This window comes from uncultured Campylobacter sp. (assembly GCF_944323605.1).
Lineage (GTDB): Bacteria > Campylobacterota > Campylobacteria > Campylobacterales > Campylobacteraceae > Campylobacter_D.
Map to the genome: position 1 here is coordinate 16869 of NZ_CALUTC010000010.1, position 23281 is coordinate 40149.

The 23281-nt window shown below is 31.5% G+C and carries 29 protein-coding genes and 1 other RNA gene; 27 read left to right on the forward strand and 3 right to left on the reverse strand.

Annotation, left to right across the window (positions count from 1 at the left end; translation table 11 throughout):
* The first annotated feature begins 2 nt into the window (after positions 1-2).
* The 12 genes from Q0J35_RS06380 to Q0J35_RS06435 all read left to right on the forward strand — a co-directional run bounded on the left by Q0J35_RS06380 (position 3) and on the right by Q0J35_RS06435 (position 10611).
* Positions 3-917 carry a DMT family transporter gene (locus Q0J35_RS06380; protein WP_297194273.1) on the forward strand — a complete coding sequence of 305 codons (915 nt, stop codon included), beginning with the start codon at positions 3-5 and terminating at the stop codon, positions 915-917.
* Positions 914-1720 carry a 3-deoxy-8-phosphooctulonate synthase gene (gene kdsA / locus Q0J35_RS06385; RefSeq protein WP_297194274.1) on the forward strand — a complete coding sequence of 269 codons (807 nt, stop codon included), beginning with the start codon at positions 914-916 and terminating at the stop codon, positions 1718-1720. Before Q0J35_RS06380 ends, kdsA begins: the two co-directional genes overlap by 4 nt.
* Positions 1721-1731: 11 nt before the next feature.
* Entirely contained in the window at positions 1732-2196 is a 465-nt protein-coding gene (gene ribE / locus Q0J35_RS06390) for a 6,7-dimethyl-8-ribityllumazine synthase (protein WP_273404843.1), read from the forward strand.
* Positions 2196-2597, forward strand: coding sequence for a transcription antitermination factor NusB (gene nusB, locus Q0J35_RS06395; protein ID WP_297194277.1), 402 nt, complete (start codon positions 2196-2198; stop codon positions 2595-2597). The genes ribE and nusB overlap by 1 nt, the downstream gene beginning before the upstream one ends.
* Positions 2598-2673: 76 nt before the next feature.
* Positions 2674-2892, forward strand: coding sequence for a hypothetical protein (locus Q0J35_RS06400; protein WP_297194279.1), 219 nt, complete (start codon positions 2674-2676; stop codon positions 2890-2892).
* Positions 2893-2894: 2 nt separating this feature from the next.
* Complete coding sequence (locus Q0J35_RS06405) at positions 2895-4046, forward strand: hypothetical protein (protein WP_297194281.1); 1152 nt, start codon at positions 2895-2897, stop codon at positions 4044-4046.
* Between the two features lies 1 nt (position 4047).
* Complete coding sequence (locus tag Q0J35_RS06410; protein WP_297194283.1) at positions 4048-5190, forward strand: hypothetical protein; 1143 nt, start codon at positions 4048-4050, stop codon at positions 5188-5190.
* 8 nt (positions 5191-5198) lie between these two features.
* Positions 5199-5879, forward strand: coding sequence for an orotidine-5'-phosphate decarboxylase (gene pyrF / locus Q0J35_RS06415; protein WP_363315710.1), 681 nt, complete (start codon positions 5199-5201; stop codon positions 5877-5879).
* A gap of 298 nt (positions 5880-6177) precedes the next feature.
* Positions 6178-7851 carry a biosynthetic-type acetolactate synthase large subunit gene (ilvB, locus tag Q0J35_RS06420; RefSeq protein WP_297194285.1) on the forward strand — a complete coding sequence of 558 codons (1674 nt, stop codon included), beginning with the start codon at positions 6178-6180 and terminating at the stop codon, positions 7849-7851.
* 9 nt (positions 7852-7860) lie between these two features.
* Positions 7861-8361 carry an acetolactate synthase small subunit gene (gene ilvN / locus Q0J35_RS06425; protein WP_297194288.1) on the forward strand — a complete coding sequence of 167 codons (501 nt, stop codon included), beginning with the start codon at positions 7861-7863 and terminating at the stop codon, positions 8359-8361.
* Between the two features lie 47 nt (positions 8362-8408).
* Positions 8409-9407, forward strand: coding sequence for a ketol-acid reductoisomerase (ilvC, locus tag Q0J35_RS06430; RefSeq protein ID WP_297194371.1), 999 nt, complete (start codon positions 8409-8411; stop codon positions 9405-9407).
* Positions 9408-9468: 61 nt separating this feature from the next.
* Entirely contained in the window at positions 9469-10611 is a 1143-nt protein-coding gene (locus Q0J35_RS06435) for a Cj0814 family flagellar-dependent secreted protein (RefSeq protein WP_297194290.1), read from the forward strand.
* Positions 10612-10622: 11 nt separating this feature from the next.
* Here Q0J35_RS06435 and Q0J35_RS06440 read toward each other — a convergent pair whose 3' ends face one another.
* On the reverse strand, positions 10623-11252 hold the full coding sequence (locus Q0J35_RS06440) for a hypothetical protein (RefSeq protein ID WP_297194292.1): 630 nt from the start codon (positions 11250-11252) through the stop codon (positions 10623-10625).
* A 99-nt stretch (positions 11253-11351) separates the two neighbouring features.
* On the opposite strand from Q0J35_RS06440, the gene Q0J35_RS06445 reads away from it, so the two are divergent.
* From Q0J35_RS06445 to rplT, 4 genes are all read left to right on the forward strand, one after another.
* Positions 11352-11963 (forward strand): DUF305 domain-containing protein, encoded by a 612-nt coding sequence (locus Q0J35_RS06445; RefSeq protein ID WP_297194295.1) that lies wholly within the window; start codon positions 11352-11354, stop codon positions 11961-11963.
* An 11-nt stretch (positions 11964-11974) separates the two neighbouring features.
* The gene (locus tag Q0J35_RS06450; RefSeq protein WP_297194297.1) at positions 11975-13423 is read left to right on the forward strand and encodes a glutamate synthase subunit beta; all 1449 of its coding nucleotides are present in this window, start codon (positions 11975-11977) and stop codon (positions 13421-13423) included.
* A 53-nt stretch (positions 13424-13476) separates the two neighbouring features.
* Complete coding sequence (gene rpmI / locus Q0J35_RS06455) at positions 13477-13668, forward strand: 50S ribosomal protein L35 (protein ID WP_297194299.1); 192 nt, start codon at positions 13477-13479, stop codon at positions 13666-13668.
* A 92-nt stretch (positions 13669-13760) separates the two neighbouring features.
* Positions 13761-14114 carry a 50S ribosomal protein L20 gene (gene rplT / locus Q0J35_RS06460; protein WP_297194301.1) on the forward strand — a complete coding sequence of 118 codons (354 nt, stop codon included), beginning with the start codon at positions 13761-13763 and terminating at the stop codon, positions 14112-14114.
* Positions 14115-14363: 249 nt separating this feature from the next.
* Here rplT and Q0J35_RS06465 read toward each other — a convergent pair whose 3' ends face one another.
* Positions 14364-14801, reverse strand: a complete 438-nt coding sequence (locus Q0J35_RS06465) for a Dps family protein (protein ID WP_297194303.1) — start codon at positions 14799-14801, stop codon at positions 14364-14366.
* 170 nt (positions 14802-14971) lie between these two features.
* Between Q0J35_RS06465 and rpmE the strand changes: the two genes are divergently transcribed.
* From rpmE to Q0J35_RS06520, 11 genes are all read left to right on the forward strand, one after another.
* Positions 14972-15172: a 50S ribosomal protein L31 gene (gene rpmE / locus Q0J35_RS06470; RefSeq protein ID WP_297194305.1), complete on the forward strand. Its 201-nt coding sequence runs from the start codon at positions 14972-14974 to the stop codon at positions 15170-15172.
* Between the two features lie 3 nt (positions 15173-15175).
* Positions 15176-15997, forward strand: a complete 822-nt coding sequence (gene rsmI / locus Q0J35_RS06475) for a 16S rRNA (cytidine(1402)-2'-O)-methyltransferase (RefSeq protein WP_297194310.1) — start codon at positions 15176-15178, stop codon at positions 15995-15997.
* A 9-nt stretch (positions 15998-16006) separates the two neighbouring features.
* Entirely contained in the window at positions 16007-16684 is a 678-nt protein-coding gene (locus Q0J35_RS06480) for an RNA methyltransferase (RefSeq protein ID WP_297194312.1), read from the forward strand.
* Positions 16677-17615 (forward strand): hypothetical protein, encoded by a 939-nt coding sequence (locus Q0J35_RS06485; protein WP_297194314.1) that lies wholly within the window; start codon positions 16677-16679, stop codon positions 17613-17615. The genes Q0J35_RS06480 and Q0J35_RS06485 overlap by 8 nt, the downstream gene beginning before the upstream one ends.
* Positions 17609-18415 (forward strand): hypothetical protein, encoded by an 807-nt coding sequence (locus Q0J35_RS06490; RefSeq protein ID WP_297194316.1) that lies wholly within the window; start codon positions 17609-17611, stop codon positions 18413-18415. Before Q0J35_RS06485 ends, Q0J35_RS06490 begins: the two co-directional genes overlap by 7 nt.
* 3 nt (positions 18416-18418) lie before the next feature.
* Positions 18419-19621: an LL-diaminopimelate aminotransferase gene (locus Q0J35_RS06495; RefSeq protein WP_297194318.1), complete on the forward strand. Its 1203-nt coding sequence runs from the start codon at positions 18419-18421 to the stop codon at positions 19619-19621.
* A 2-nt stretch (positions 19622-19623) separates the two neighbouring features.
* Positions 19624-20874 carry a homoserine dehydrogenase gene (locus Q0J35_RS06500; RefSeq protein ID WP_297194320.1) on the forward strand — a complete coding sequence of 417 codons (1251 nt, stop codon included), beginning with the start codon at positions 19624-19626 and terminating at the stop codon, positions 20872-20874.
* A complete protein-coding gene (locus tag Q0J35_RS06505) occupies positions 20875-21213 on the forward strand; it encodes a YraN family protein (protein WP_297194322.1) in 339 nt (112 codons plus the stop codon).
* A 64-nt stretch (positions 21214-21277) separates the two neighbouring features.
* Positions 21278-21592, forward strand: coding sequence for a thioredoxin (gene trxA / locus Q0J35_RS06510; RefSeq protein WP_297194324.1), 315 nt, complete (start codon positions 21278-21280; stop codon positions 21590-21592).
* A gap of 136 nt (positions 21593-21728) precedes the next feature.
* Positions 21729-22667, forward strand: a complete 939-nt coding sequence (gene trxB, locus Q0J35_RS06515; protein ID WP_297194326.1) for a thioredoxin-disulfide reductase — start codon at positions 21729-21731, stop codon at positions 22665-22667.
* 135 nt (positions 22668-22802) lie between these two features.
* Positions 22803-23012 (forward strand): hypothetical protein, encoded by a 210-nt coding sequence (locus tag Q0J35_RS06520; protein ID WP_297194329.1) that lies wholly within the window; start codon positions 22803-22805, stop codon positions 23010-23012.
* A gap of 128 nt (positions 23013-23140) precedes the next feature.
* On the opposite strand, the gene ffs is transcribed toward Q0J35_RS06520, so the two are convergent.
* Positions 23141-23237, reverse strand: an RNA gene (ffs, locus tag Q0J35_RS06525) — signal recognition particle sRNA small type.
* Between the last annotated feature and the right edge of the window lie 44 nt (positions 23238-23281).

A 23281-nucleotide genomic window follows, 5' to 3' on the forward strand; every position in this document is an offset into this window, starting at 1 on the left:
TTATGTTAAAGCTTATAAAACATAATCTTGGCATTTATTTTATGCTAATAGCTTGTGTTTATTTTGCATTAACTGGTGCTTGTGCTAAGCTTTTAAGTCAGGATTTGCCATCTATAGAGATTGTTTTTTTTAGAAATTTAGTTGGAACGGTATTTGTCTTATATCTTATATCAAAACTCAAGGTAAAAAAAGAAGGCGGACACTTAGGTTTGCTTATTTTTAGAGGTGTTGCAGGGACTATCTCTCTTTATGCTTTTTTTTACAATGTTTCTAATATAGAATTAGGCACAGCTTTTGCCTTTCAAAAAACAGCTCCTATTTTTGTAGCTATGATAGCCTTTTTTTTATTTAAAGAAAGTATAGGCTTTTTTGGGTTTATTGGAATTTTTCTTGCTTTTTTTGGTGTGCTTTTAATATCTCATCCTTGGGTTGATGATGATTTTCATACCGGTGTAGATATGACAAATACAGTAGTAGGTGTTTTATCAGGACTAACAGCAGCTATGGCTTTAACCTCTGTTAGACAGCTTAGAAAATATTATGCAACGGAGATAATAGCCTCTTCTTTCATAATCATAGGAGCTATTTTGCCTTTGTTTTCTATGCTGATAGGCTCTTTTTATTCTGTAAAATATCTTGATTTTATGATAGCCCCATTTGTTATGCCAAGTGGTTTAAAAACTTGGTTTTTGATACTTTTAATGGGACTTTTTGGAATTTTGTATCAAATTTATGTTACAAAGGCTTATGGTATAGCCAAAAAGGCAGGGATAGTGGCTGGGATAAGTTATTTTGATGTTTTATTTTCCTTAGCTTTGGGTATATTACTAGGAGATGATTTACCAAGTGCTATGGTTTTTATAGGTATAATAGGGGTTATATTTGGAGGACTTATTTTGATAAAGGCTAAAAAATGAAAAAGATGATTTTGATTGCTGGACCTTGCGTTATAGAAAGCAAAGAATTAGTGTTTAAAGTTGCAAATGAGCTTAAAGAATTTAATGAAGATGAGAGGATAGATTTTTATTTTAAGTCTAGTTTTGATAAAGCAAATCGCACCAGCATAGACAGTTTTAGGGGCCCTGGACTTGAAAAGGGTCTTGAAATTTTAGAAACCGTAAAAAAAGAATTTTCTATGAAAATTTTAACAGATATACACGAAAGCTATCAAGCTGATCCTGTAGCAAAAGTGGCTGATGTCTTACAAATTCCAGCTTTTTTGTGTAGGCAAACTGATTTACTTGTAGCGGCTGCAAAAACTAAAGCTAAGGTAAATATCAAAAAAGGGCAGTTTTTAAATCCATCAGATATAAAATACTCTGTAAAAAAAGTTTTACAAAGTAGAGGAGAAAAAGAGGAGGGTTTTGAAGCAGCACAAAGAAATGGAGTTTTTGTGGCAGAAAGAGGTTCTAGTTTTGGATACGGAAATTTAGTCGTTGATATGAGGTCTTTGCTTATAATGCGTGAATTTGCCCCTGTTATATTTGATGCTACTCATAGTGTGCAAATGCCCGGAGCTATGGGGGGCAAAAGTGGAGGCAAAAGCGAATTTATAGAGCCTTTGGCAAGGGCAGCAGCAGCAGTTGGCGTAGATGGTTTTTTCTTTGAAACGCATACAAATCCTTGTGAAGCTCTTTGCGATGGTGCTAATATGCTTGATGTTAATAGACTTAAAAAATGTGTTCAAACCTTGTTAAAACTTAGCGAATTTTCAAAATAAAGGAAAAAAAGATGAATATAATAGAAGCGAAATTACAGTTAAAAGGTGATGAAAAGATAGCCATAATAAATGCAAGATTTAACCACTTTATAACACAAAATTTAGTAGAAGGTGCAAAAGATGCTTTTATAAGGCACGGAGGAAACGATAATAACTTAAGTCTTATTATGGTGCCGGGTGCTTTTGAGATACCTTTTGCTTTAAAAAAAGCTGTTTTAAGTAAAAAATTTGACGCTATTTGTTGTCTTGGTGCTGTTATTAGAGGAGCTACTCCTCATTTTGACTTTGTGAGCGCTGAAACAACAAAGGGCATAGCTTCCGTAAGCCTAAACAGCGAAATTCCAGTTAGCTTTGGTATATTAACCACAGATAATATAGAACAAGCCATAGAAAGAGCTGGTTCTAAAGTAGGAAATAAAGGTTTTGAAGCTATGGTAACTGTTATAGAGATGTTAAATTTATCAAAAGAATTTTAATGGCTACTAGACATCAAGTTAGACAAGCCATCGTATCTTTGCTGTATGCTAATGATTTGAATGAAAAAGATGATGGCTTTGTGCTTGAATTTCTTAAGGAAAAAAAGATAAAAAACGAGCAAAAAGCTTTCACTTTAAAACTTTATGAGGGTATTTTCAAGCATTTAAGCAATATAGATGAGATTATCAACTCTCTTTTAAATGAAGGAGAAATCAACAACATAGCCACTGTAGATAGAGCCATACTTAGACTTGGTGCTTATGAGCTTTTATATACTGATACACAAGAAGCAATCATCATAAATGAGGCTGTGGAATTAGCAAAAGAACTTTCATCAGAAAATTCCCCAAAGCTAGTAAATGCCATACTTGATAGTATCAGTAAAAATAAAATGGCTTAAATTTCTATTTATACTATAAAATCTTTTTCTTTTTTGCCGATTTAAAGTTAGTATTAGTATTTTTAAGGAGGAGAAAATGAGAAAGCTTTTACTCTCTTTAGTTGCGTTAGCTTTTTTAAGCTCAAATCTTTTTGCTTGGGGATTTCCTATATTAACAAATCCTACACAGGTTCAGCAAATAATCTTTAATTGTAAAAATACACAAAAAAATGGCACTACAAAACAAAGATTATACGCTCAAACTTTATGTGCACAGTATGGTGTAGATACTATGCTGTATGAAGAACTTAATTAAAAATGAATACCAAACTAGATTTCTCATCTGTAGTTTGGAATTTTTCCCTTGTAGAAAATAACCCTATCTACAAGGCTTTTGACTCTAAGCTTGAGTATAAAAGTAAAGACGACTTAGAAGAACTAAGTAAAAATTTAGAGGCACAAAATATAAGCAATGAAGCAAAAAAAGCAAATTCTAATTTAAAAGAAGTATTTTTTAGAGATCCTATAACAAATAAGATAGTTAAATCTGCTCTAAGTGAAAATACACTTTCTATACTAAGAGAAAATTTTGCTGGAGTTCATAAAACAAGTTCAAATTCTTATATACTAAGTGATAAAGCTGAAAGCTTTGTATCTGCTTGGTATGCTGATATAGCTTATCAAAGAGGATATATAAAGGCTGATGCTGATTCAAATGGCTTTTTGACTAAGAGTGAGCTTGATGAGACTAGATCTGGATATATGACTCACGGATATTTTGGCTATACAGGAAATGGGGTTGTAACTGCTGTTATAAACTTATCTACTGAATCTTACATAAAACTTGGAGGATATTCTACACCATACGCTTCAAATGAAGCAAATCAAGTTTTTAAGGAAGATCAAAAAACCTTCTATAATAATGGCAAATTTGCAAAAGAAACTATAGCCTTAGAACTAGAAAGAACCATACAAAGCGATAAAGACTTAAATGGAGTTTTAGAGTATAAAGAGCTTATGAGTTTTGCGGAAATGAAACAACAGGCTATGGATAATACGGAATATGAGGCAAAAGATTTTGGAAGCTTCAAAGAATTTATGAGCTACAAAGACTTTATAGACTTTTTACTAAAAGAAGGATTAGAAAAACTACAAGTCCTTGAAAAACTAAAAGAAAAAGGTTATGAAAGTCTAAATAAAGATGAAAAAGAATACCTACTTAAAACATATCCTAATCTTTTTAATGAAAATAAAGAATTTAAAAAAGAAGACTTTGATTCTTTTTATGAAGATTTTAAAACAGACTTTGTAGAAAAGAGCAAAGACTTTTTAGGCTTAAAAGATGATGAAAATCTTGATTTAAACTTTGATGAGCTTTCTTTGGTTATGAAAGAAATATTTTCTAATATAGCTTCAGTAAATATTTCTAATCCTTTCTATGAAAAAAGATTTGTAGATTTAGAGGTTTAAAATGAAACTAGATTTCTCATCTGTAGCTTGGAATTTCTCCCTTGTAGAAAATAATCCCATCTACAAGGCTTTTGATTCTAAGCTAGAGTATAAGAGTAAGGATGAGTTAAAAGAACTAAGTAAAAATTTAGAGACACAAAATATAAGCAATGAAGCAAAAAAAGCAAATTCTAATTTAAAAGAAGTATTTTTTAGAGATCCTATAACAAATAAGATAGTTAAATCTGCTCTAAGTGAAAATACACTTTCTATACTAAGAGAAAATTTTGCTGGAGTTCATAAAACAAGTTCAAATTCTTATATACTAAGTGATAAAGCTGAAAGCTTTGTATCTGCTTGGTATGCTGATATAGCTTATCAAAGAGGATATATAAAGGCTGATGCTGATTCAAATGGCTTTTTGACTAAGAGTGAGCTTGATGAGACTAGATCTGGATATACGACTAATGGATATTTTGGCTATGCAGGAAATGGGGTTGTAACTGCTGATTTAAGCTTATCTACTAAATCTTACATAAAGCTTGGAGGGAATACAACATCTTATAGCGGAGCTTATTCTAGTGCTTTTAAGGAGGTGCAAAAAACCTTCTACAATAATGGCAAATTTGCAAAAGAAACTATAGCCTTAGAACTAGAAAGAACCATACAAAGTGATAAAGACTTAAATGGAGTTTTAGAGTATAAAGAGCTTATGAGTTTTGAGGAGATGAAGCAGCAAAGTATGGATAGTATAGAGTATACGGCAAAAGATTTTGGAAGCTTCAAAGAATTTATGAGCTACAAAGACTTTATAGACTTTTTACTAAAAGAAGGATTAGAAAAACTACAAGTCCTTGAAAAACTAAAAGAAAAAGGTTATGAAAGTCTAAATAAAGATGAAAAAGAATACCTACTTAAAACATATCCTAATCTTTTTAATGAAAATAAAGAATTTAAAAAAGAAGACTTTGATTCTTTTTATGAAGATTTTAAAACGGACTTTGTAGAAAAGAGTAAAAACTTTTTAGGCTTAAAAGATGATGAAAATCTTGATTTAAGCTTTGATGAGCTTTCTTTGATAACAAAGGAAATTTTTGCTAATATTTCTTTTGTAAATGAAAGCAATCCTTTTCATAAAGAAAGATTTGTTGATTTAAAGGCTTAAGGATATAAATGAAGCTTTGCGTAGCTTTTGATTTAGCGTCTAAAGATGAGTGTTTGGCTTTAGCTAGGGATTTAAAAGGACTTGATATTTGGTTAAAGATAGGGCTTAGATCTTATCTTAGAGATGGCTTTAAGCTTATAGATGAGATAAAAAAAATAGATAAGTTTAAAATATTTTTAGACTTAAAGCTTTATGATATACCAAATACCATGGCTGATGCCTGTGAAGAGCTAGCAAAGCTTGATGTAGATATGATAAATTTACACGCAAGTGCGGGAAAAAAGGCTATGCAAGCCTCTGTGTCTAGGCTAGAAAAATTTAGACAAAAACCACTTCTTATAGCCGTTTCAGCCTTAACTAGCTTTGATGAAAACGAATTTTACGAGCTGTATAAGCAAAATTTAAAAGATGCAGTTTTGTCTTTTTCAAAATTTAGTTTTGAAAGCGGACTTGACGGTATGGTTTGTTCTGCTTTTGAAAGTAAAGCTATAAAAGAACATACCAGTGAAAAATTTTTGACAGTTTGCCCGGGCATCAGAGCCTTTAATGAGGAAAAAAATGACCAAGCTAGAGTGGCTACTTTAGACGATGCTAAAAATAACAAAGTCGATTTTATAGTGCTTGGACGTCCTGTGTATAAAAATGAAGAACCAAGAAAAGTTTGTGAAAAAATTTTAAATCTTATATAAGATAGGCTTTTTATGAACTAAGCTAGATTAAAAGCTTATAAAATACAGTTTTATCACATAAAAAGTGTAACTTTTGGTAAAAAAAGCTTTGTTTTTATTAGAAATTTAGTATAGCTTTGTTAATATTAGCTTTCATAGAGAATTAAAGGAGGAAAAAATGCAAACTTTTAATAAGTCGGCACCTAATTATAATACAAATTTCAAGTCCCATTCTCTCATTACCCTGCCCCTGCTAGTCTTCGTCGTCTAAAAAAATTCATTTTTTATCATTTTACAAAATATTTTTTAAGGATTTTATATGCAATTAAATGGCTCTGATATACTTATGGAAGTTTTGATAGAACAAGAAGTTGATACTATTTTTGGTTATCCAGGTGGTGCGGTTTTGCACATATATGACGCTTTGTATAAATATAAAGACAAGATTAGGCACATAATGCCTGTAGATGAGTGCGGTGCAGGACACGCAGCTGATGGCTATGCAAGAGCTAGTGGAAAAACAGGAGTTGTTTTGGCTACAAGTGGTCCAGGAGCCACAAATTTAGTTACAGCTCTTGCTACTGCTTATATGGATAGCATACCAGTTGTTGCTATAACGGGAAATGTGCCTACAAATTTAATAGGCAAAGATAGCTTTCAAGAAGTCTATATAACGGGTATTACTATGCCAATTACCAAACATAATTTTGTAGTAAGAGATGTAAAAGAGTTAGCAGATACTGTTAGACAAGCTTTTTTGATAGCAAATCAAGGTAGAAAAGGACCTGTTTTGGTCGATATACCAAAAGATATATCGGGTGCTTTTTGTGATTTTGAAAGAAAGGCTAAAAAACAACCTAAAAAATACCGCATAGACAGTAGTTTGCAAAAAAATATACAAGATGTAGCCGAGCTTATAAATAATTCAAAAAGACCTCTTGTTTATTTTGGTGGTGGCACTAGGGATTACACAGGCATATTAAGAGAATTTTTGCAAAATACTAATATACCTTGCGTTCATACTATAATGGCTACTGGAAATATCTCTTATGACGAGCCTTTTTATGTCGGCTTGATAGGAATGCATGGCACTGTTACATCAAATACCATTATAAACGAAGCTGATTTGATCTTAGCTATAGGGACTAGATTTAGCGATAGGGTTGCTTTAAATACATCTAAATTTGGCGGTGAAGCAAAAAAAGTGCATATAGATATAGATCAAAGCGAGGTAAATAAAAATGTCAAGGTTGATTATGAGCTTATAGGAGATTTGGAGGAAATTTTAAAAGCTTTTTTAACATTAAAATGCAAAGCTAATAGCAAAGAATGGCTATCTTATATAAAAGATATGAAAGAAAAAGAAGAAGAAAGGCTAAAAAATAAATTTGCTCCTAAAGAATTTAGTCCTAAAAATATAATGGATACCATAAATGAAGTTACAAAGTCAGAGGCGATATGCGTTACAGATGTTGGTCAGCACCAGATGTGGGCTGTGCAATACACAAAGCATAGATTTCCAAGAAGTTTTTTAACTAGTGGAGGTTTAGGAACTATGGGCTTTGCTTATGGCGCTGCTTTGGGTGCTAAGATAGCTAAGCCTGAAAAAACTGTCATTCAGATTACAGGGGACGGGTCTTTTTATATGAATTTAAATGAAGTCGCAACTGCGGTTGAATATTCTTTGCCTATAATCTCTATAATACTAAATAACAATACTTTAGGTATGGTAAGACAGTGGCAGAGTTCTTTTTATGAAAATAGATACTCAAGCACGGATATGAATAAAAAAATGGATTATGTAAAAGTGGCACAAGGATTTTATGCTAAAGGCTTTTCTTGCAAAAATTTAAACGAGTTTAAAGAGGCTTTTAGCGAGGCTTTAAAAGAAAAAAATACGCCTGTTTGGATAGAGTGTATTATAGATAAGGACGAGAAAGTTTTACCTATGATACCAGCTGGTGGAAATGTAGAAAATATAATCGTTGATTAAGGATTTGCTATGAAAAAGAAAGTTATAGTTTTATTTGTTGATAACAATCCGGGAGTTTTAGCAAGAATCACGCTTTTATTTGCTCAAAGGGGTTTTAATATAGCAAGTCTAACAGTAAGCGAAACTTGTATAGAAAAGGTTTCGCGTATAAGCATAGTAGTAGATGCAGATGAGGCTACTGTGATGCAAGTTATAAAACAAAGCTCAAAACTTGTTGAGGTGCATTGTATCCATTTGCCAGATGAAGATAATATGATTTTAAAAGATTTATTGCTTTTGAAAATTTATGCAAGGGATAGCGATAAAAAGAAAATTTGCACTTTAGCAGATCTTTATAATGCTAAAATTATAGATATATCAGATGGAAGTATCATTTTAGAACTGGTTGCTTCGCCAGAGATTATAGATGAATACCTAAATCAAATGCAAGGTTTTGAAATTTTAGAGCAAACAAGGACGGGTATTACTGTTATGGAAAGAGGTGTGGTAAATTTTTATTGCAATTTGTAAAAATTTAGCATTTTATTGTGTTAGAATCACAGAAGTGTAGGAGGAATATTATGATTAGAAAATATTATGACAAGGATTGCGATTTATCTTTGTTAAAGGATAAGACAGTTGCTATTATAGGATATGGTTCTCAAGGACACGCTCACGCTTTGAATTTAAAAGATAGCGGAATAAAAGTAATAGTTGGTTTAAGAGCTGATAGTGCCAGTGTTGCTAAGGCAAAAGAAGCGGGGCTTGAAGTGCTAAGTGTTGAAGAGGCTAGTAAAAAAGCTGACCTTATAATGATACTCGTGCCTGATGAATTAGCAGCTGATATTTATAATTCTCAAATAGCTCCAAATTTAAAAGACGGTGCAGTTTTAGCCTTTGCACACGGCTTTAACATACATTTTGGTTTAATAAAAGCTAACAAAAATACAGATGTTGTTATGATAGCTCCAAAAGGACCAGGACACACAGTTAGAAGTGAATATTTGGCTTCAAAAGGTGTGCCAAGCCTTATAGCTATACATCAAAATTATAGCGGAAAGGCAAAAGATATAGCTTTAGCTTATGCTAGTGCGATTGGTGCAGGAAGAGCTGGCATACTAGAAACATCATTTAGAGATGAAACAGAAACAGATTTATTTGGAGAACAAGCTGTTTTGTGTGGCGGAGTTACAGAGCTTATGAAGGTTGGTTTTGAAACTTTGGTTGAGGCAGGTTATGAGCCTGAAATGGCTTATTTTGAGTGCATACACGAAATGAAATTAATAGTAGATTTGATTTATGCTGGTGGCTTTGCTGCTATGAGATCTTCTATATCAAATACCGCTGAATATGGTGATTATAGAACCGGCAAAAAAATCATTACAGAAGAAACCAGAAAAGCTATGAGAGAAGTCTTAAAAGATATACAAGATGGAACCTTTGCCGGAGAATTTACCAGTGAATTTGGTGCTGGAAAAAGAGTTAAATTTGATACTAGAAAGAGGGTTGAAAGCGAACATCAGCTTGAAAAAGTAGGAGCCCAGCTTAGAGATATGATGAGTTGGATTAAGAAGTAAGTTAAAATTTGGAATGATACTTGCTTAAACCTTCCTAGCAATATATTAGGAAGGTTTTTTTATGAATATTAGTAATTCTTATATAAGTAATACTAGTAGCAATAGCATTTTAGGTGCTGCCTTATCTCACATAAGAAATAAAATAGACACACAAGAAGAAGATATCGAACCTAGCGTAAATAGAACACAGTATATTTTTAACACTTCTTATAGTAGCGAATTTGGCTTTAGGACAGATGAAAACGGTTTTTTTGAACAAGATTTTAATATGAAAGCCTCTCTTCCTTTTGACTATAAAATAAATATAAAAAGCGTGCAAAGCATAGCAAAAGAGCTTTTAAAACAAGATGAGGATTTAAGCCTTTCAAAGCTTGATATAACGGGCATAATCAACAAATATTATAATAGTTTAAAATCTGTTGAAAAAGAATTTAGCACAAATAGCAATGATTATCTTTCAAGAGCCGAAATATCAAAGCTAAATCAAGGATTTAGCACACAAGATGGAAGTATTTCAGGAGAACTTATAAAAATTTATGAAAACATAAGCGATATGAACGAGATAAAAAGACAAAATAAGATTTTAAATCCGCTAAATTTAGGTATGAAGCTTGTTGATTTTTCTTTTGAAGAAGCTGTTTATAATAATTCAAACAACGAGCTTTTAAAACCCTATATGAATAAAGACGGAGATATTTCTAAAGCCGGACTTTTGATTAATTTTATACATAGAGATTTGCAAACACAAAATGAAAATGAATTTTTTATAGAACCTATAAAACTAAATTTAAATGCTCATAAAAATTTGCAAAATATGCTTGAAAAAGAAGGTTTGTTTGAAGATTATGTGATAGAGCAAAATTCTAATACTATGAGTTTTGACTTATATCTTTATGTAAATGGCGTAAATAAGCAAAATACAAACAAAGACAAACTAGAAAATCTTTATAATCAGTATATAAGCTATCAAAGAGGAGTTAATATAAAAGAATTTGTAAATTCAAGCTCCATATTTTCTTTATATACTGAGGCTTTAAGCAAAGAATTTTCATCTTTGAAAAGCTCTTTTTCAAATTTAGATGAGGAAAACTTACAGAGTGTAAGCAATGATATAAAAAATCTAAATGAAAATTACATAAAACAAAGAGAGAAACAGGCTAATTTTTCAAAGCTTATAAAATCATACATATCTGTTATGCAGTGATTTTTACTAGCTTAGTGAGAACCTATAAAGTATTTTTCCACATCATCGAGCAATTTATCGCAGTATTTAGAGTCTAGACTTTTTTCTACTATAAGGTTTATGTAGGTTTTTGTGTCTCTAAAACTTCCTGCCGATTTTACATTATCCCTGCCTAGTGTTTGCCCTTCTTTTGTGTATTTTATATTTATATTAAATTTTAAAGCAGCTGAAGCCTCTCCTAAATTTGTTTCTATCAATACGTTCATATTAGAAGCTTTTGACAAAGTAGCTTGTGTTTTTGATATAATCTCTCTAAATCTTTGATACAGTCTTATTAAATCTTTTATAAATTTGTCATCAAAACTTTCATAGGCTATTTTTAACCTATTTTTAATATCCTCAGTAGTTCCCTTTTCAGCAGCCACAAAGACCATATAAAAGCCATTTTTTATATCTACTTGTTGGGTTTTTACATCTCTTCCGCTTGACATAACTTTTACATATATTGCATTGTCAAGATAAATTCTATCTATCATAGGTCCGTAAATTTCATATTCTTTTCTTCTTGTTATTACTTCTCTTGCTATTACATTTAATTTTACTGAAGCTTCATGAACTATAGGCTCCATTTCTTTTTTTATATCAAGTAATTCTTTCAGCATAAAAAGCTCCTTAAAAACAAGTTTAGATTTTATCTAATTTTTTCTTAACAATAATTTAGTAAAATTCTAGCATAAAAATTTTACTAAGGATGAAAAAATATGAAAAATATACTTATTTTGCTTATTTTAAGTATAGCTTTTGTTTTTGCTAAACAACATTCTCAAATCAAAGATAGCATTTCAGATCAAATTTTATCTTCTATGCATAAGCCTATGATGGATACTAGCTTTGTTGAAAGTAAAAACATAGAAAAAGACTTTTTGGCAAATATGATACCTCATCATCAAGGTGCTATAAATTCATCAAAACTACTTTTAGAATACAGCAGCGATAAAAAACTAAAAGAAATAGCACAAAATATTATAAAAGCACAAGAAAAAGAGATAATAGAATTTAAAGAAATTTTAGACAAAAAAGCTTATAAAGAAACAAAAATTTCTAAAAAAGACTATGAAAATTTTGTTAAAGATGAAAAAGATATTATGAAAAAGATGATGCATAGTATGCATATGGTTAAGGCTAGTAAAAATATAGAGAAAGATTTTATGCAAGCTATGATACACCATCATCAAGGTGCGGTTGATTTATCTAAGCAAATTTTATCGCTTAGCAAAGATGATAAGATAAGACAAATAGCACAAAACATTATAGAAACACAAGAAAAAGAAATACAAGATTTTAAAACACTTTTAGAAAAGCAAGCTAAATAAAAGGAGTTATTATGGGTAATCCGCGAGGTTTTTTGGACTTTAAAAGAAAAGAATTTAAAAAAATTCCAGCAAAAGATAGGATAAAAAATTATAATGAATTTGTTCTTTTAAACGATAAAAAGGAGCAAGAAATTCAAGCTGCACGTTGTATGGACTGTGGCGTTGCTTTTTGTCACGCGGGTTTAAAAAGCTCTAAAAAAGATATAGGTTGCCCTTTAAATAATCTTATACCAGAATTTAACGATGCTATTTATAAAGGCTTATGGGAAGAAGCTTATAAAAGGCTTAGTATAACTAATCCTTTTCCGGAATTTACGGGCAGAGTTTGTCCTGCACCTTGTGAAGATTCTTGCGTGTGTGCCATAAATACAGATAGCGTAACTATAAAAAATAACGAATTAGCTATCATTGAAAATGCTTTTAAAGAAAATTTGGTAAAAGCTACAAAAAAACATAAGTCAAATTCTATTAAAATAGCCATAGTAGGTAGTGGTCCAGCAGCCTTAGCCTGTGCTAATGAGCTTAATCATTTGGGATATTCTGTAACAATTTTTGAAAGAAGCGATAGGTTAGGCGGACTTTTGATGTATGGAATCCCTGATATGAAGCTTGATAAATCTGTGATAGATAGGAGAATAAAGCTTTTAGAGGAAAGCGGTATAGAATTTAAGACAAAGCAAGATATAAATTCAAAACAAAAGGTGCAAAAGCTTAAAAAAGATTTTGATTATATAGTGCTTTGCACAGGAGCGTCAAAGCCTTTAAATTTAGACATTAAGGGTAGAAATTTAGAAGGCGTGATGTATGCACTTGATTTTTTAACTCATAACACAAAATCACTTCTTGACACAGGAAAGCCATCAAATTTAGCTAAAGGAAAAGACGTGCTTATCATAGGAAGCGGGGATACAAGCGTTGATTGTGTCGCTGTTGCTACAAGAGCTGGAGCAAAAAGCATAACTCGCTTTGAAAGGAGTCCAAAAAGACCTCTTAAAAGAAGTAAAGATAATCCTTGGCCATTAAAAGCTGATATTTTTACTACAGATTACGGTCTTGAAGAGGCTATAGAAAAATACGGGCAAGACCCAAGATTGTATCAAAAAATGACTAAAGAATTTGTAGGTGCGAATGGATTTGTAAGAGCTGTTTTAGCGAGTGATTTAAAACAAGAGCTAAAAGACGGCAAAAAGATAAATGTAGAAATTCCAAATTCTATAAAGGAATATAAAGCCGATTTAGTTTTACTTGCTATGGGTTTTGAGGGTAGCGAGGATGATATAAAGACAAATTTTGAACTTGATTTTGATAAAAATCATAATATTTTGGCTACAAACTACCAAAGTAGCGATGATAAAATTTTTGTGTGTGGAGATGCTAGAATGGGGCAGTCTTTAGTAGTTTGGGCTATCAAAGACGGGATACTTTGTGCTAGGGCTATGCATGAAAAAATTAAGAATTAAACAAGAAAACATTTGCTAGAATATAAGCTTTACTAAAAATTTAAAGGAACGATATGCCTAAAATGAAAAGCGTGAAAAGTGCAGTGAAACGTTTTAAAGTAGGTAAAAATAAGATAAAAAGAGGTCAAGCATTCAGATCTCACATATTAACGAAAAAACCTGCTAAGAGAATGAGAAAACTTCGCCAAGTAGCCTATGTGCATAGCACTAATGTAAAAGCAGTTGAAAAAATGCTTGTAATGTAAAGGTTTTGACTAGGTCATTTAAACTCCCCTTAATCGTATAGAAAAAAGGGAAAGCTCCTTTTATTAGGACGCCATTTTTAGAAAGGAAAAGTATGGCAAGAGTAAAAACAGGTGTTGTAAGAAGAAGAAGACACAAAAAAATTCTAAAATTAGCAAGAGGATTTTATAGCGGTCGTAGAAAGCATTTTAGAAAGGCTAAAGAACAGCTAGAAAGAAGTTTGGTTTATGCCTACCGCGATAGAAGACGAAAGAAAAGAGATTTTAGAAGATTATGGATAGTTAGAATAAACGCTGCTTGTAGGCTAAATGATATAAGCTACTCTAAATTTATAAATGGACTCAAAAAAGCTGGTATAGAACTAGATAGAAAGGTTTTAGCTAGCATAGCTATGGACGATAGTAAAGCTTTTTCTAAGCTGGTTGATGAGGCTAAAAAGGCTTTATAATACTTACCAAAAGACTCTTTGTCTTTTGGTATTCTTAACTTTTGTTTTATGTTAGCTATATATTTATCTTTTTTACACATCTCTATGTTTTTTGACATTACTAAAGCTTATGTTATCATATCTTTGAAGAACGGTTTTTTTAAAACCATACCTTTATGTAATGTTTTGACATATATAAAATTTTGAAAATCTGTTTTTTAAATAAGTGTTATAAGCTTATAGATGAAGCCTACGTTAATGTAGGCTTTATTAGGCAAGAGTAGAATCAAGCATCCATATAGCTTTTTCAAGCTCTGCTATCTTATCTTGTGCTAAAGTTTGGCTTGTTGTATCGCCTTCTTTTTCAGATTCTTCATCTAGTTTTTTAAATTCTTTCAAAAGATATTTATAATCTTCTCTTATAAGCTCTAATACTTCGCTTGTGCTAAAATTGTCCTTTTCTACTTTTGGAGCCTTAGATGCTTCTACCAAAGCTTTAGGACAAACCAAAGCCTTTCCTTTAAGTTGCAAAATTCTTTCAGCAACATCATCAAAAAGCTCTGCCATATCTTCATATGCGTCCTCTGTGTATTTATGCACTGCTTGAAATTGCAAACCTTTCACATTCCAGTGATAGTTGTGAAATTTTATCCACAAACTATGAGCATCTGCTTGAAGTTGGCTTAATTGTTGTATAACTTTTGACATATTGTCTCCTTTGTATATTTTATATTTTTGTCATTATAGCATAAAAATATTAATATATATTTTTATTTAATAAAAATTATTATTTATGTATTAATACTCAAATTTTTATTTTTATTTAACCTTGCAAATTGTAGAATTCAGGCTATTTATTAGCTAAGTAAGGATTAAAAATGAAAAAAGATATACACCCAGAATTTGTAGAATGCAAAGTAAGTTGTGCTTGTGGAAATACTTTTGTAACAAGATCAAATAAAAGTGAATTAAGAGTTGATATATGTTCTTCTTGTCATCCTTTTTTCACAGGTAGTGAAAAGATAGTAGATTCTGCTGGTAGGGTTGAGAAATTTAAGAAAAAGTATGCGATGCAGTAATTTATGCTTTATTTTATACCAAGCCCTATAGGAAATTTAGAGGATATATCTTATAGAGCTATTAGCTTATTAAAAGAATGCGATGTAATCATTTGTGAGGATACTAGAGTTTGCAAATCCTTAATACAAGCTTTAAATTTCAAATTCGATTTAAGCATAAAAATAAGCAAATTTATGTCCTTGCACTCTCATAATGAAAAAGATTTTTTATCTAAAATAGACAAGGACTTTTTTAAAAAAAATGTAATTTATATGAGCGATGCTGGTATGCCTTGCATAAGTGATCCTGGGGCAGTTTTGGTTGATTTTGCTATAAAAAATAAAATAGATTATGAGGTTATACCAGGAGCAAATGCTCTTATCTGTGCTTTTGCTTCTAGTGGCTTTACTCAAAAGGAATTTAGCTTTTTTGCTTTTTTGTCAAATAAGGGAAAAGATAGGCAAAACGAAATAAAAAATTTAATGCAAAATCCCTATATAAGCGTGGTATATGAAGCACCTACTAGAATTTTATCCTTGATAGAAAGTATAGCTTCTATAGATGAAGATAGAGTTTTATTTGCTATAAAAGAGATAAGTAAAAAATTTGAAAAAAAATTTAAAGCAAGTGCAAAGGAGCTTTTAAAAATTCTTAAAAATGAAAATTTAAACGGTGAATGGGTGCTTGTGGTGGATTCTAATAAAAATGAAAAAAGAAATTTTATAAATGAAAATGATATATTGAATTTAAATATACCATTAAAGGAAAAAAGTAAGCTTTTGGCAAAAATTAATTCAAAAAATCCAAAAGAAATTTACAAAAAACTACTTTTAAGTCAAAATTAGGTAAAATCTATGATAGTTTATGGAAAACAAGTGTTCTTTTACATTTTACAAAAGCATAAGCATTTGATAAATGAGATTTATTTAGCTAAAGAGTGCGATAAGGCTACATTTAATAATATAATAAAAGAGGGCTTTAAAATAAATAAGCTAGATTTTAAAAAAGCTCAATCTATGTCTAAAAATGGCAATCATCAAGGTTTTTTGATGGATATAAAAGAATACGATTTTGCTGATTTTGCTGTGCTTAAAAAGCAAAATTTCTTAGTTTTGCTTTACGGACTTTGCGATATAGGAAATGTAGGAGCTATTGCTAGAAGTGCTTATGCTTTCGGTGTTGATGGTTTATTGCTTTCAAATGAGCTGCCTATGAGTGGCGTGATACGTGCTAGTTGTGGTGCAGCTTTAGATATAAAAATAGCTCTTAAAAAAGATGTTTTATCGCTTTTAAATGAGCTTAAATTAGAAGGATTTAGCATATATTCAAGTGCTAAAGAAGGTAAAGATGTGAGAGGTTTTAAATTTTCTGATAAAAAAATTTTGATTATGGGTAGTGAGGGTTTTGGTTTGCCAAATAAAATACTTAAAAAAAGTGATGAAATTTTAAGTATAAATATGAAGAATGACTTTGACAGTTTAAATGTCAATGCTGCATTTTCAATACTTTGTGATAGGATTGTGAATGGATAAGAGATTGCAAGATTTAAATTTAAAAGAGGTTGCTAAAAAGACTCAGTTAGAGCTTGAATTTTTAAATGCTTTGGTGGAAAAGGATTTCAAGTCGCTTTCTAAATTTAATGTAAAAGGCTTTTGTAAAATACTTACAAGAGAGTATGAAATAGATTTTACAAGTTTCTTAGAAGAGTATTACGCCTTTTTAGATGAGAGCAGTGAGCAAAAAAGTATCAAAAAAGATGATGCATCACCGCAAATAACTACACAAGTGGATTCTTATTCGCAAAAATCGTCAGCTTTTTGGATATATTTGCTTGTGATTTTAATTTTACTTGTGGGCGGTGTTTTTGCTGCATATAAATATGGTTTTTTTGATAAATTCTTAGCTACAAATGATGATCCTATAAATTCTTCTGTTATAGATATAGTAGGTGAGGCTAAAGACAATTTAAATTCTACTCTCATTACAAATGATAGTTCAAATTCACAAGAAGATACTAATGAAGACACTCAAAATGAAAATACTCAAAAGGCAGAAGAAAGCACACAAGAAGATACAAAAACTGATGAAAACAACAAATCCATAGAGCAAAACGTAAGCACACCAGCCCCGGTTCAATCAGCTACAGTTATGCAAGATGCCATATCAAGGATAAACAATAAACAAGAAGCAGTATTTAGCACTAGCGGCAAGGTTTGGGTTGGATTTATCACTTTAAGCGATTATAAAAAAACTGCTATAGTTACAGACCAGAATTTTTCTGTAGATTTATCTGTAAATCAGTTGATATTAGTAGGAGCTACGGCACTTACTGTGGTAGATAATGAAGGAAATATTCAAGAATTTCCAGCCGGCTCTTCTAAGAGATTTTTAGTAAAAGATGGCAAAATAAGAAGTGTGAGTTTAAATGAATTTATGAGTAATAATAAAGGTAGAGAATGGTAAGAATTTTATCATTTTGTGTAATTTTATTTGCAAATTGTTTTGCTATTAGCTCTCTTGATTTGGCTAGAAATATAGTTGCAAATCCATCTCTTGACGCTGATTTAAAGCTTTTATTTGAGGGCAAGAATTATACAGATCATTTAGGTTATCCAAAATGGGATACTATAAGTTCTATACTTAAGACAAATTCTTTAGTGAATTTTACATTAAAATCTCCTACAGCTTTGAATTTAAGCTTTTCATCGCAAGCTGATTCTGTATTGTTTATAAAAATCCTTAATGATTCCTTGAGTGAAGCCGGATTCGTGCATTTTATGCCTGTGAAATTTACAAAAAATGAAGCATTAAACATATATACAGTAAGAGTGGAATCTAGGTATCTTTTAGACCCTGGTCTGTTTAGTAGAATTTTGTCAAAAAATTTGGTATATATAAAGAATATTAAAAAAATTGCATATAATTCCTACGAATATGAATTAGACTTTTCAAACGCTCATTTTAATCCGAGCATTCTCATTCCTATTAATAGTGCAAAAGAGCTTAGAAGACCTCATAGAGATTATCTAATATCCCTACAAGGTGCTACTGTTATAAGCATAGAAGCAAATCCAAGCGATAATTGGTTTCCAAAACTTTTGTTTTTAGATGGAAATTTAGATTTACTTGAAAGTATTAAAAGCCCTGATAAGAAAAATTCATTATCTAGAAGCATACCTAGTAAAGCAGAATATTTAATAATAGGCGATAATTTTAATTTAGATAATATAAGACGAGGTCTTAAGATAGAGCTTAGGAGGTGATTTGTGTTTGATGAAATTCGCTTTAATACCATAGAAAGACTACCAAACTATGTTTTTGCAGAAGTTAATGCTATAAAATTAGCTGCTAGAAGGGCTGGAGAAGATATAATCGACTTTTCTATGGGTAATCCAAGCGGAAAAACACCTCAACATATTATCGATAAGCTTTGTGATAGTGCAAATAAAGAAAAAACTTCTGGCTATTCCGCTTCTGCTGGAATTTATAAATTAAGATTAGCTATTTGTTCTTGGTATAAAAGAAAATATCAAGTCGAGCTTGACCCTGAAACAGAAGCCGTTGCAACTATGGGTAGCAAGGAAGGTTTTGTTAATTTAGCAAGAGCTATAATAAATCCCGGCGATGTAGCCATAGTCCCTACTCCAGCATACCCTATACATACGCACGGTTTTATTTTAGCCGGTGGTTCGGTTAGCAAAATGCCTATGTATTATAACGATAAATTTGAGCTTGATGAAAATAAATTTTTTGAAAGCTTGGAATACACTTTAAGGGAAAGCGAACCACGTGCTAGATATTTAGTCGTAAATTTTCCTCATAATCCAACCACAGTAACGGTTCAAAAAAGCTTTTATGAAAGACTTGTAAAGATAGCTAAAAAAGAGAGATTTTACATCATATCAGATATAGCCTATGCAGAACTTACTTTTAAAGGATATAAAACCCCTTCTATACTCGAGGTAGATGGTGCAAAAGATGTAGCAGTGGAATGCTATACACTTTCAAAGTCTTATAATATGGCTGGTTGGCGTGTAGGTTTTTTAGTAGGCAATAAAAGACTTATTTCAGCTCTTAAAAAGATAAAATCTTGGCTTGATTATGGTATGTATACACCTATACAAGTTGCTGCTACTATAGCTCTTGATAGCGATCAAAGCTGTGTTGAAGAGATAAGAAAAATATACGAGAAAAGACTAGAAATAACAGTTGATGCCTTTGGTAATGCTGGTTGGAATCTTTTAGAGCCTAGTGCTAGTATGTTTATATGGGCTAAACTGCCTCCACAAAAAGCACATTTAAAGAGTCTTGAGTTTTCAAAACAGCTTTTACAGAAAGCACAAGTTGCGGTGAGTCCGGGTGTTGGATTTGGTGAAGCTGGAGATGAATATGTGCGCATAGCCTTGATAGAAAATGAAAATAGAATTCGCCAAGCTGCAAGAAATATTAAAAAATATCTAAAAGAGTGATTATGAAAATAGCTATACTAGGCTATGGAACTGTAGGTTCTGCAGTAGCTAAGGTGCTGATAGAAAACAAAGACATTATAAGTGCTAGGTGCGGTCAGGTCATAGAGCCTGTTATTGCTCTTGCAAGAAGCAAGAAAGAAAATTCTTTGATACCAGTCATAAGCGATGTAAATGAAATTTTAAATAGAGATGATATTGATGTTTTTGTAGAGCTTATGGGAGGTATAGATACCCCGTTTAACATAGTTAGCGAAATTTTAAAAAGAAAAAAAGCGGTTGTAAGTGCTAATAAAGCTATGTTAGCATACCACAGATATGAGCTTGAATCTTTGGCAAAAGACACATTTTTTGGATATGAAGCAAGCGTTGCTGGCGGCATACCTATAATAAGAATTTTAAAAGAAGGCTTAAGTGCAAATAATATAATCGGCATAAAGGCTATATTAAACGGCACTAGCAATTTCATACTAAGCAGTATGAAGCAAAAAAATACAAGCTTTAATGAAGCCTTAAAACAGGCTCAAGATTTGGGTTATGCTGAGGCAAATCCTAGTTTTGATGTGAATGGTGATGACGCAGCACACAAACTTTTAATACTTTCTAGTATAGCTTATGGCTTGAAAGCAAAACCAGAAGATATTTTAATAGAGGGCATAAGCAAGATAAGTGCTGATGATATGTATTTTGCTGATGAATTTGATTTGAATATAAAATTGTTAGGCATAGCAAAAGCGAAAAAAGATAAGGTAGAATTGCGAGTGCATCCTACAATGCTGCCTAAGGATACGATGCTGGCAAAAGTAGATGGCGTTATGAATGCTATAAGTATAAGCGGAGATATGCTTGGAGAGAGTCTTTATTATGGAGCTGGAGCAGGAGGAAACGCAACTGCTAGTGCGGTAATTTCTGACTTGATGGATTATGCTAAAAATTCTAATTCCGCTAAAATACCAATGCTAGGCTTTAGTTCAAAAACAAAATTTACCTTAGTAAAAAAAGATGAAATTTATTCAAAGTATTATTTAAGACTTGTTGTTGAAGATAAGCTTGGTGTGCTTTCAAAGATAACAAAACTAATGTGCGATAATGGAATTTCAGTAGATATATTTTTACAAAAACCAAAAGGTGGTGAAAGCACCTTATTTTTCACTACCCACGAGAGTTATGAAAAAAGTATAAATTTGTTACTCCAGAATTTAAAAGAAGAAAATTTTATAAAGGCTGAGCCTTTTATGATGAGAATGGAAAATTAAATGGGGCTTAGCTCCTATGTAAGTGGAATTTTAGGAGAAGATAGGGCTTGTGTTTTTTTAAAAAAGCAAGGTTTTGATATACTAGCTAGGAATTTTAGATCCAAGTTTGGCGAGATAGATATAATAGCCCTAAAAGATGAAATTTTACATTTTATAGAGGTAAAATTTACTCAAAATGATTACGAAGTGGCTTATAGATTAGATAGTAAAAAATACAAAAAGCTAATAAAAACAATTGATTATTATCTTATGAAACAAGCTTTTAAAAGGGATTTTCAGCTGGATTTGCTTTGTGTAAAAGGCAAGGAAATTGATTTTATTCAAAATATTACTTTTTAATTTTATTTAACCTCAAAATTATCTTTTTAGGTTATAATTAAGAAAAAATATTTGAGGAGAAAAAATGGGAAAATATTTAGAGCTTACTTCAAAGAATTTTGATGATGCAAAGAGTGGTGTAGCCTTGGTTGATTTTTGGGCGCCTTGGTGCGGACCTTGTAGAATGTTGGCTCCTGTTATAGATGAGCTTGCAAATGACTTTGATGGCAAGGCTAAAATTTGCAAGGTAAATACCGATGAAGAAGGCGATTTAGCAGCACAGTATGGTGTTCGTTCTATACCTACTATAATATTCTTTAAAAATGGAGAGGTTGTAGATCAGTTAGTTGGTGCACAGTCAAAACAAGCACTTACTGATAAACTAAATTCTTTACTTTAAAATTTAGCCACTTATGTGGCTAAATTTAACTTCAAATGCATCTTTTATATTTTTTTTCATAATATTTTTTATCATTAACTATTTCTTATTTTAAAAATTCTAAAATTATTTAAAAATATAAATTCAAGGAAAAATTATGTTAGATTTAGCGATAATAGGTGGAGGACCTGCAGGGCTTAGTGCAGGGCTTTATGCCACTCGTGGGGGTCTTAAAAATGTTGTAATGTTTGAGAAAGGTATGCCAGGAGGTCAGATAACATCTAGTTCAGAAATAGAAAACTATCCCGGCGTTGCTACTGTTATGGACGGAATTTCTTTTATGGCACCTTGGAGTGAGCAATGTATGCGTTTTGGTTTAAAACACGAAATGATTACTGTAAATAAAATAAGTAAAAATGACGATGAAAGCTTTGATATTAAACTAGAAGATGGCAACGTGCAAAAAGCTAAAGCTGTGATAGTTTGCACTGGTTCAAGACCAAGAAGAGCTGGTTTTAAGGGCGAGGATGAATTTTTTGGTAAAGGTGTCAGCACATGTGCAACTTGCGACGGATTTTTTTATAAAAACAAAGAAGTAGCAGTTTTAGGTGGTGGAGATACCGCACTTGAAGAGGCTTTATATCTTGCAAATATTTGTTCTAAGGTTTATTTGATACACAGAAGAGACGAATTTAGAGCCGCCCCTAGCACAGTAGAAAAAGTTAAGAAAAACGGTAAAATAGAACTAATAACAAATGCTATTGTTGATGAGGTTTATGGTGATAATAGCGGAGTTTGTGGAGTAAAAGTTAAGCTTAAAGACGGCTCTATAAGAGATTTATCTGTTCCCGGAATTTTTACATTTGTAGGTTTAGATGTTCAAAATGAAATCTTAAAGCAAGATGATGGTTCTTTTTTATGCAATGTCGAAGAAACAGGACAAGTAATAGTAAATTTAAAAATGCAAACAAATGTTAAAGGATTATTTGTGGCAGGAGATTTAAGAATAGATGCTCCAAAACAAGTTATTTCAGCTGCTGGAGACGGTGCAGTAGCAGCACTTTCAGCACTTTCTTATGTGGAAAGCCTACATTAAAATTTTTTTGGCTTTGTAGAAGTTTTAATTTACAAAGCCTTTTAATAATACAAAAAAAAATACAAAAAAAATGACTTTTGTTAATCAAAGTTTGCAATAATTCAAATTGCAAATTAAATTTTAAAGGATGTTATCATGAAAAAAGTTTTAAGTGCTGTTGCTGTATTAGCTCTAACTTCATCTTTTGTTCTAGCTAATGATGCTGCTAAAAGTATAGGTGCAAATGCTGCTGCTGGTGCATTATCTGGCAAAAGCGGTAAAGAAATAGCTAAAGATGCTAAAAATCAAGCTAAAGACGCTGCTAAACAAGAAGCTCAAAACAAGCTTAATAAACTTCTAAACTAAGAAGCTAGGCTAGAGAAATCTAGCCTAAATTTACTTTTATTCTCTTATAAAGTTATTGTGATTTTAAACTATGCTTAATTTTTAAAAATAATATAAAATTAATTTAGATATAATTTTATTTCGTAACCCTCTTTCAGATTTGCTGTGGCACACGGTAAAATAAAATGCTCTGCTGTGTTCCCACCCTGAAGCGATGTTTTAAAAAACCATTGCACAGGTCTAAAAAAGGGCAAGTAAAATCATAGCAAATTTTTTTAACATTTTGTTAA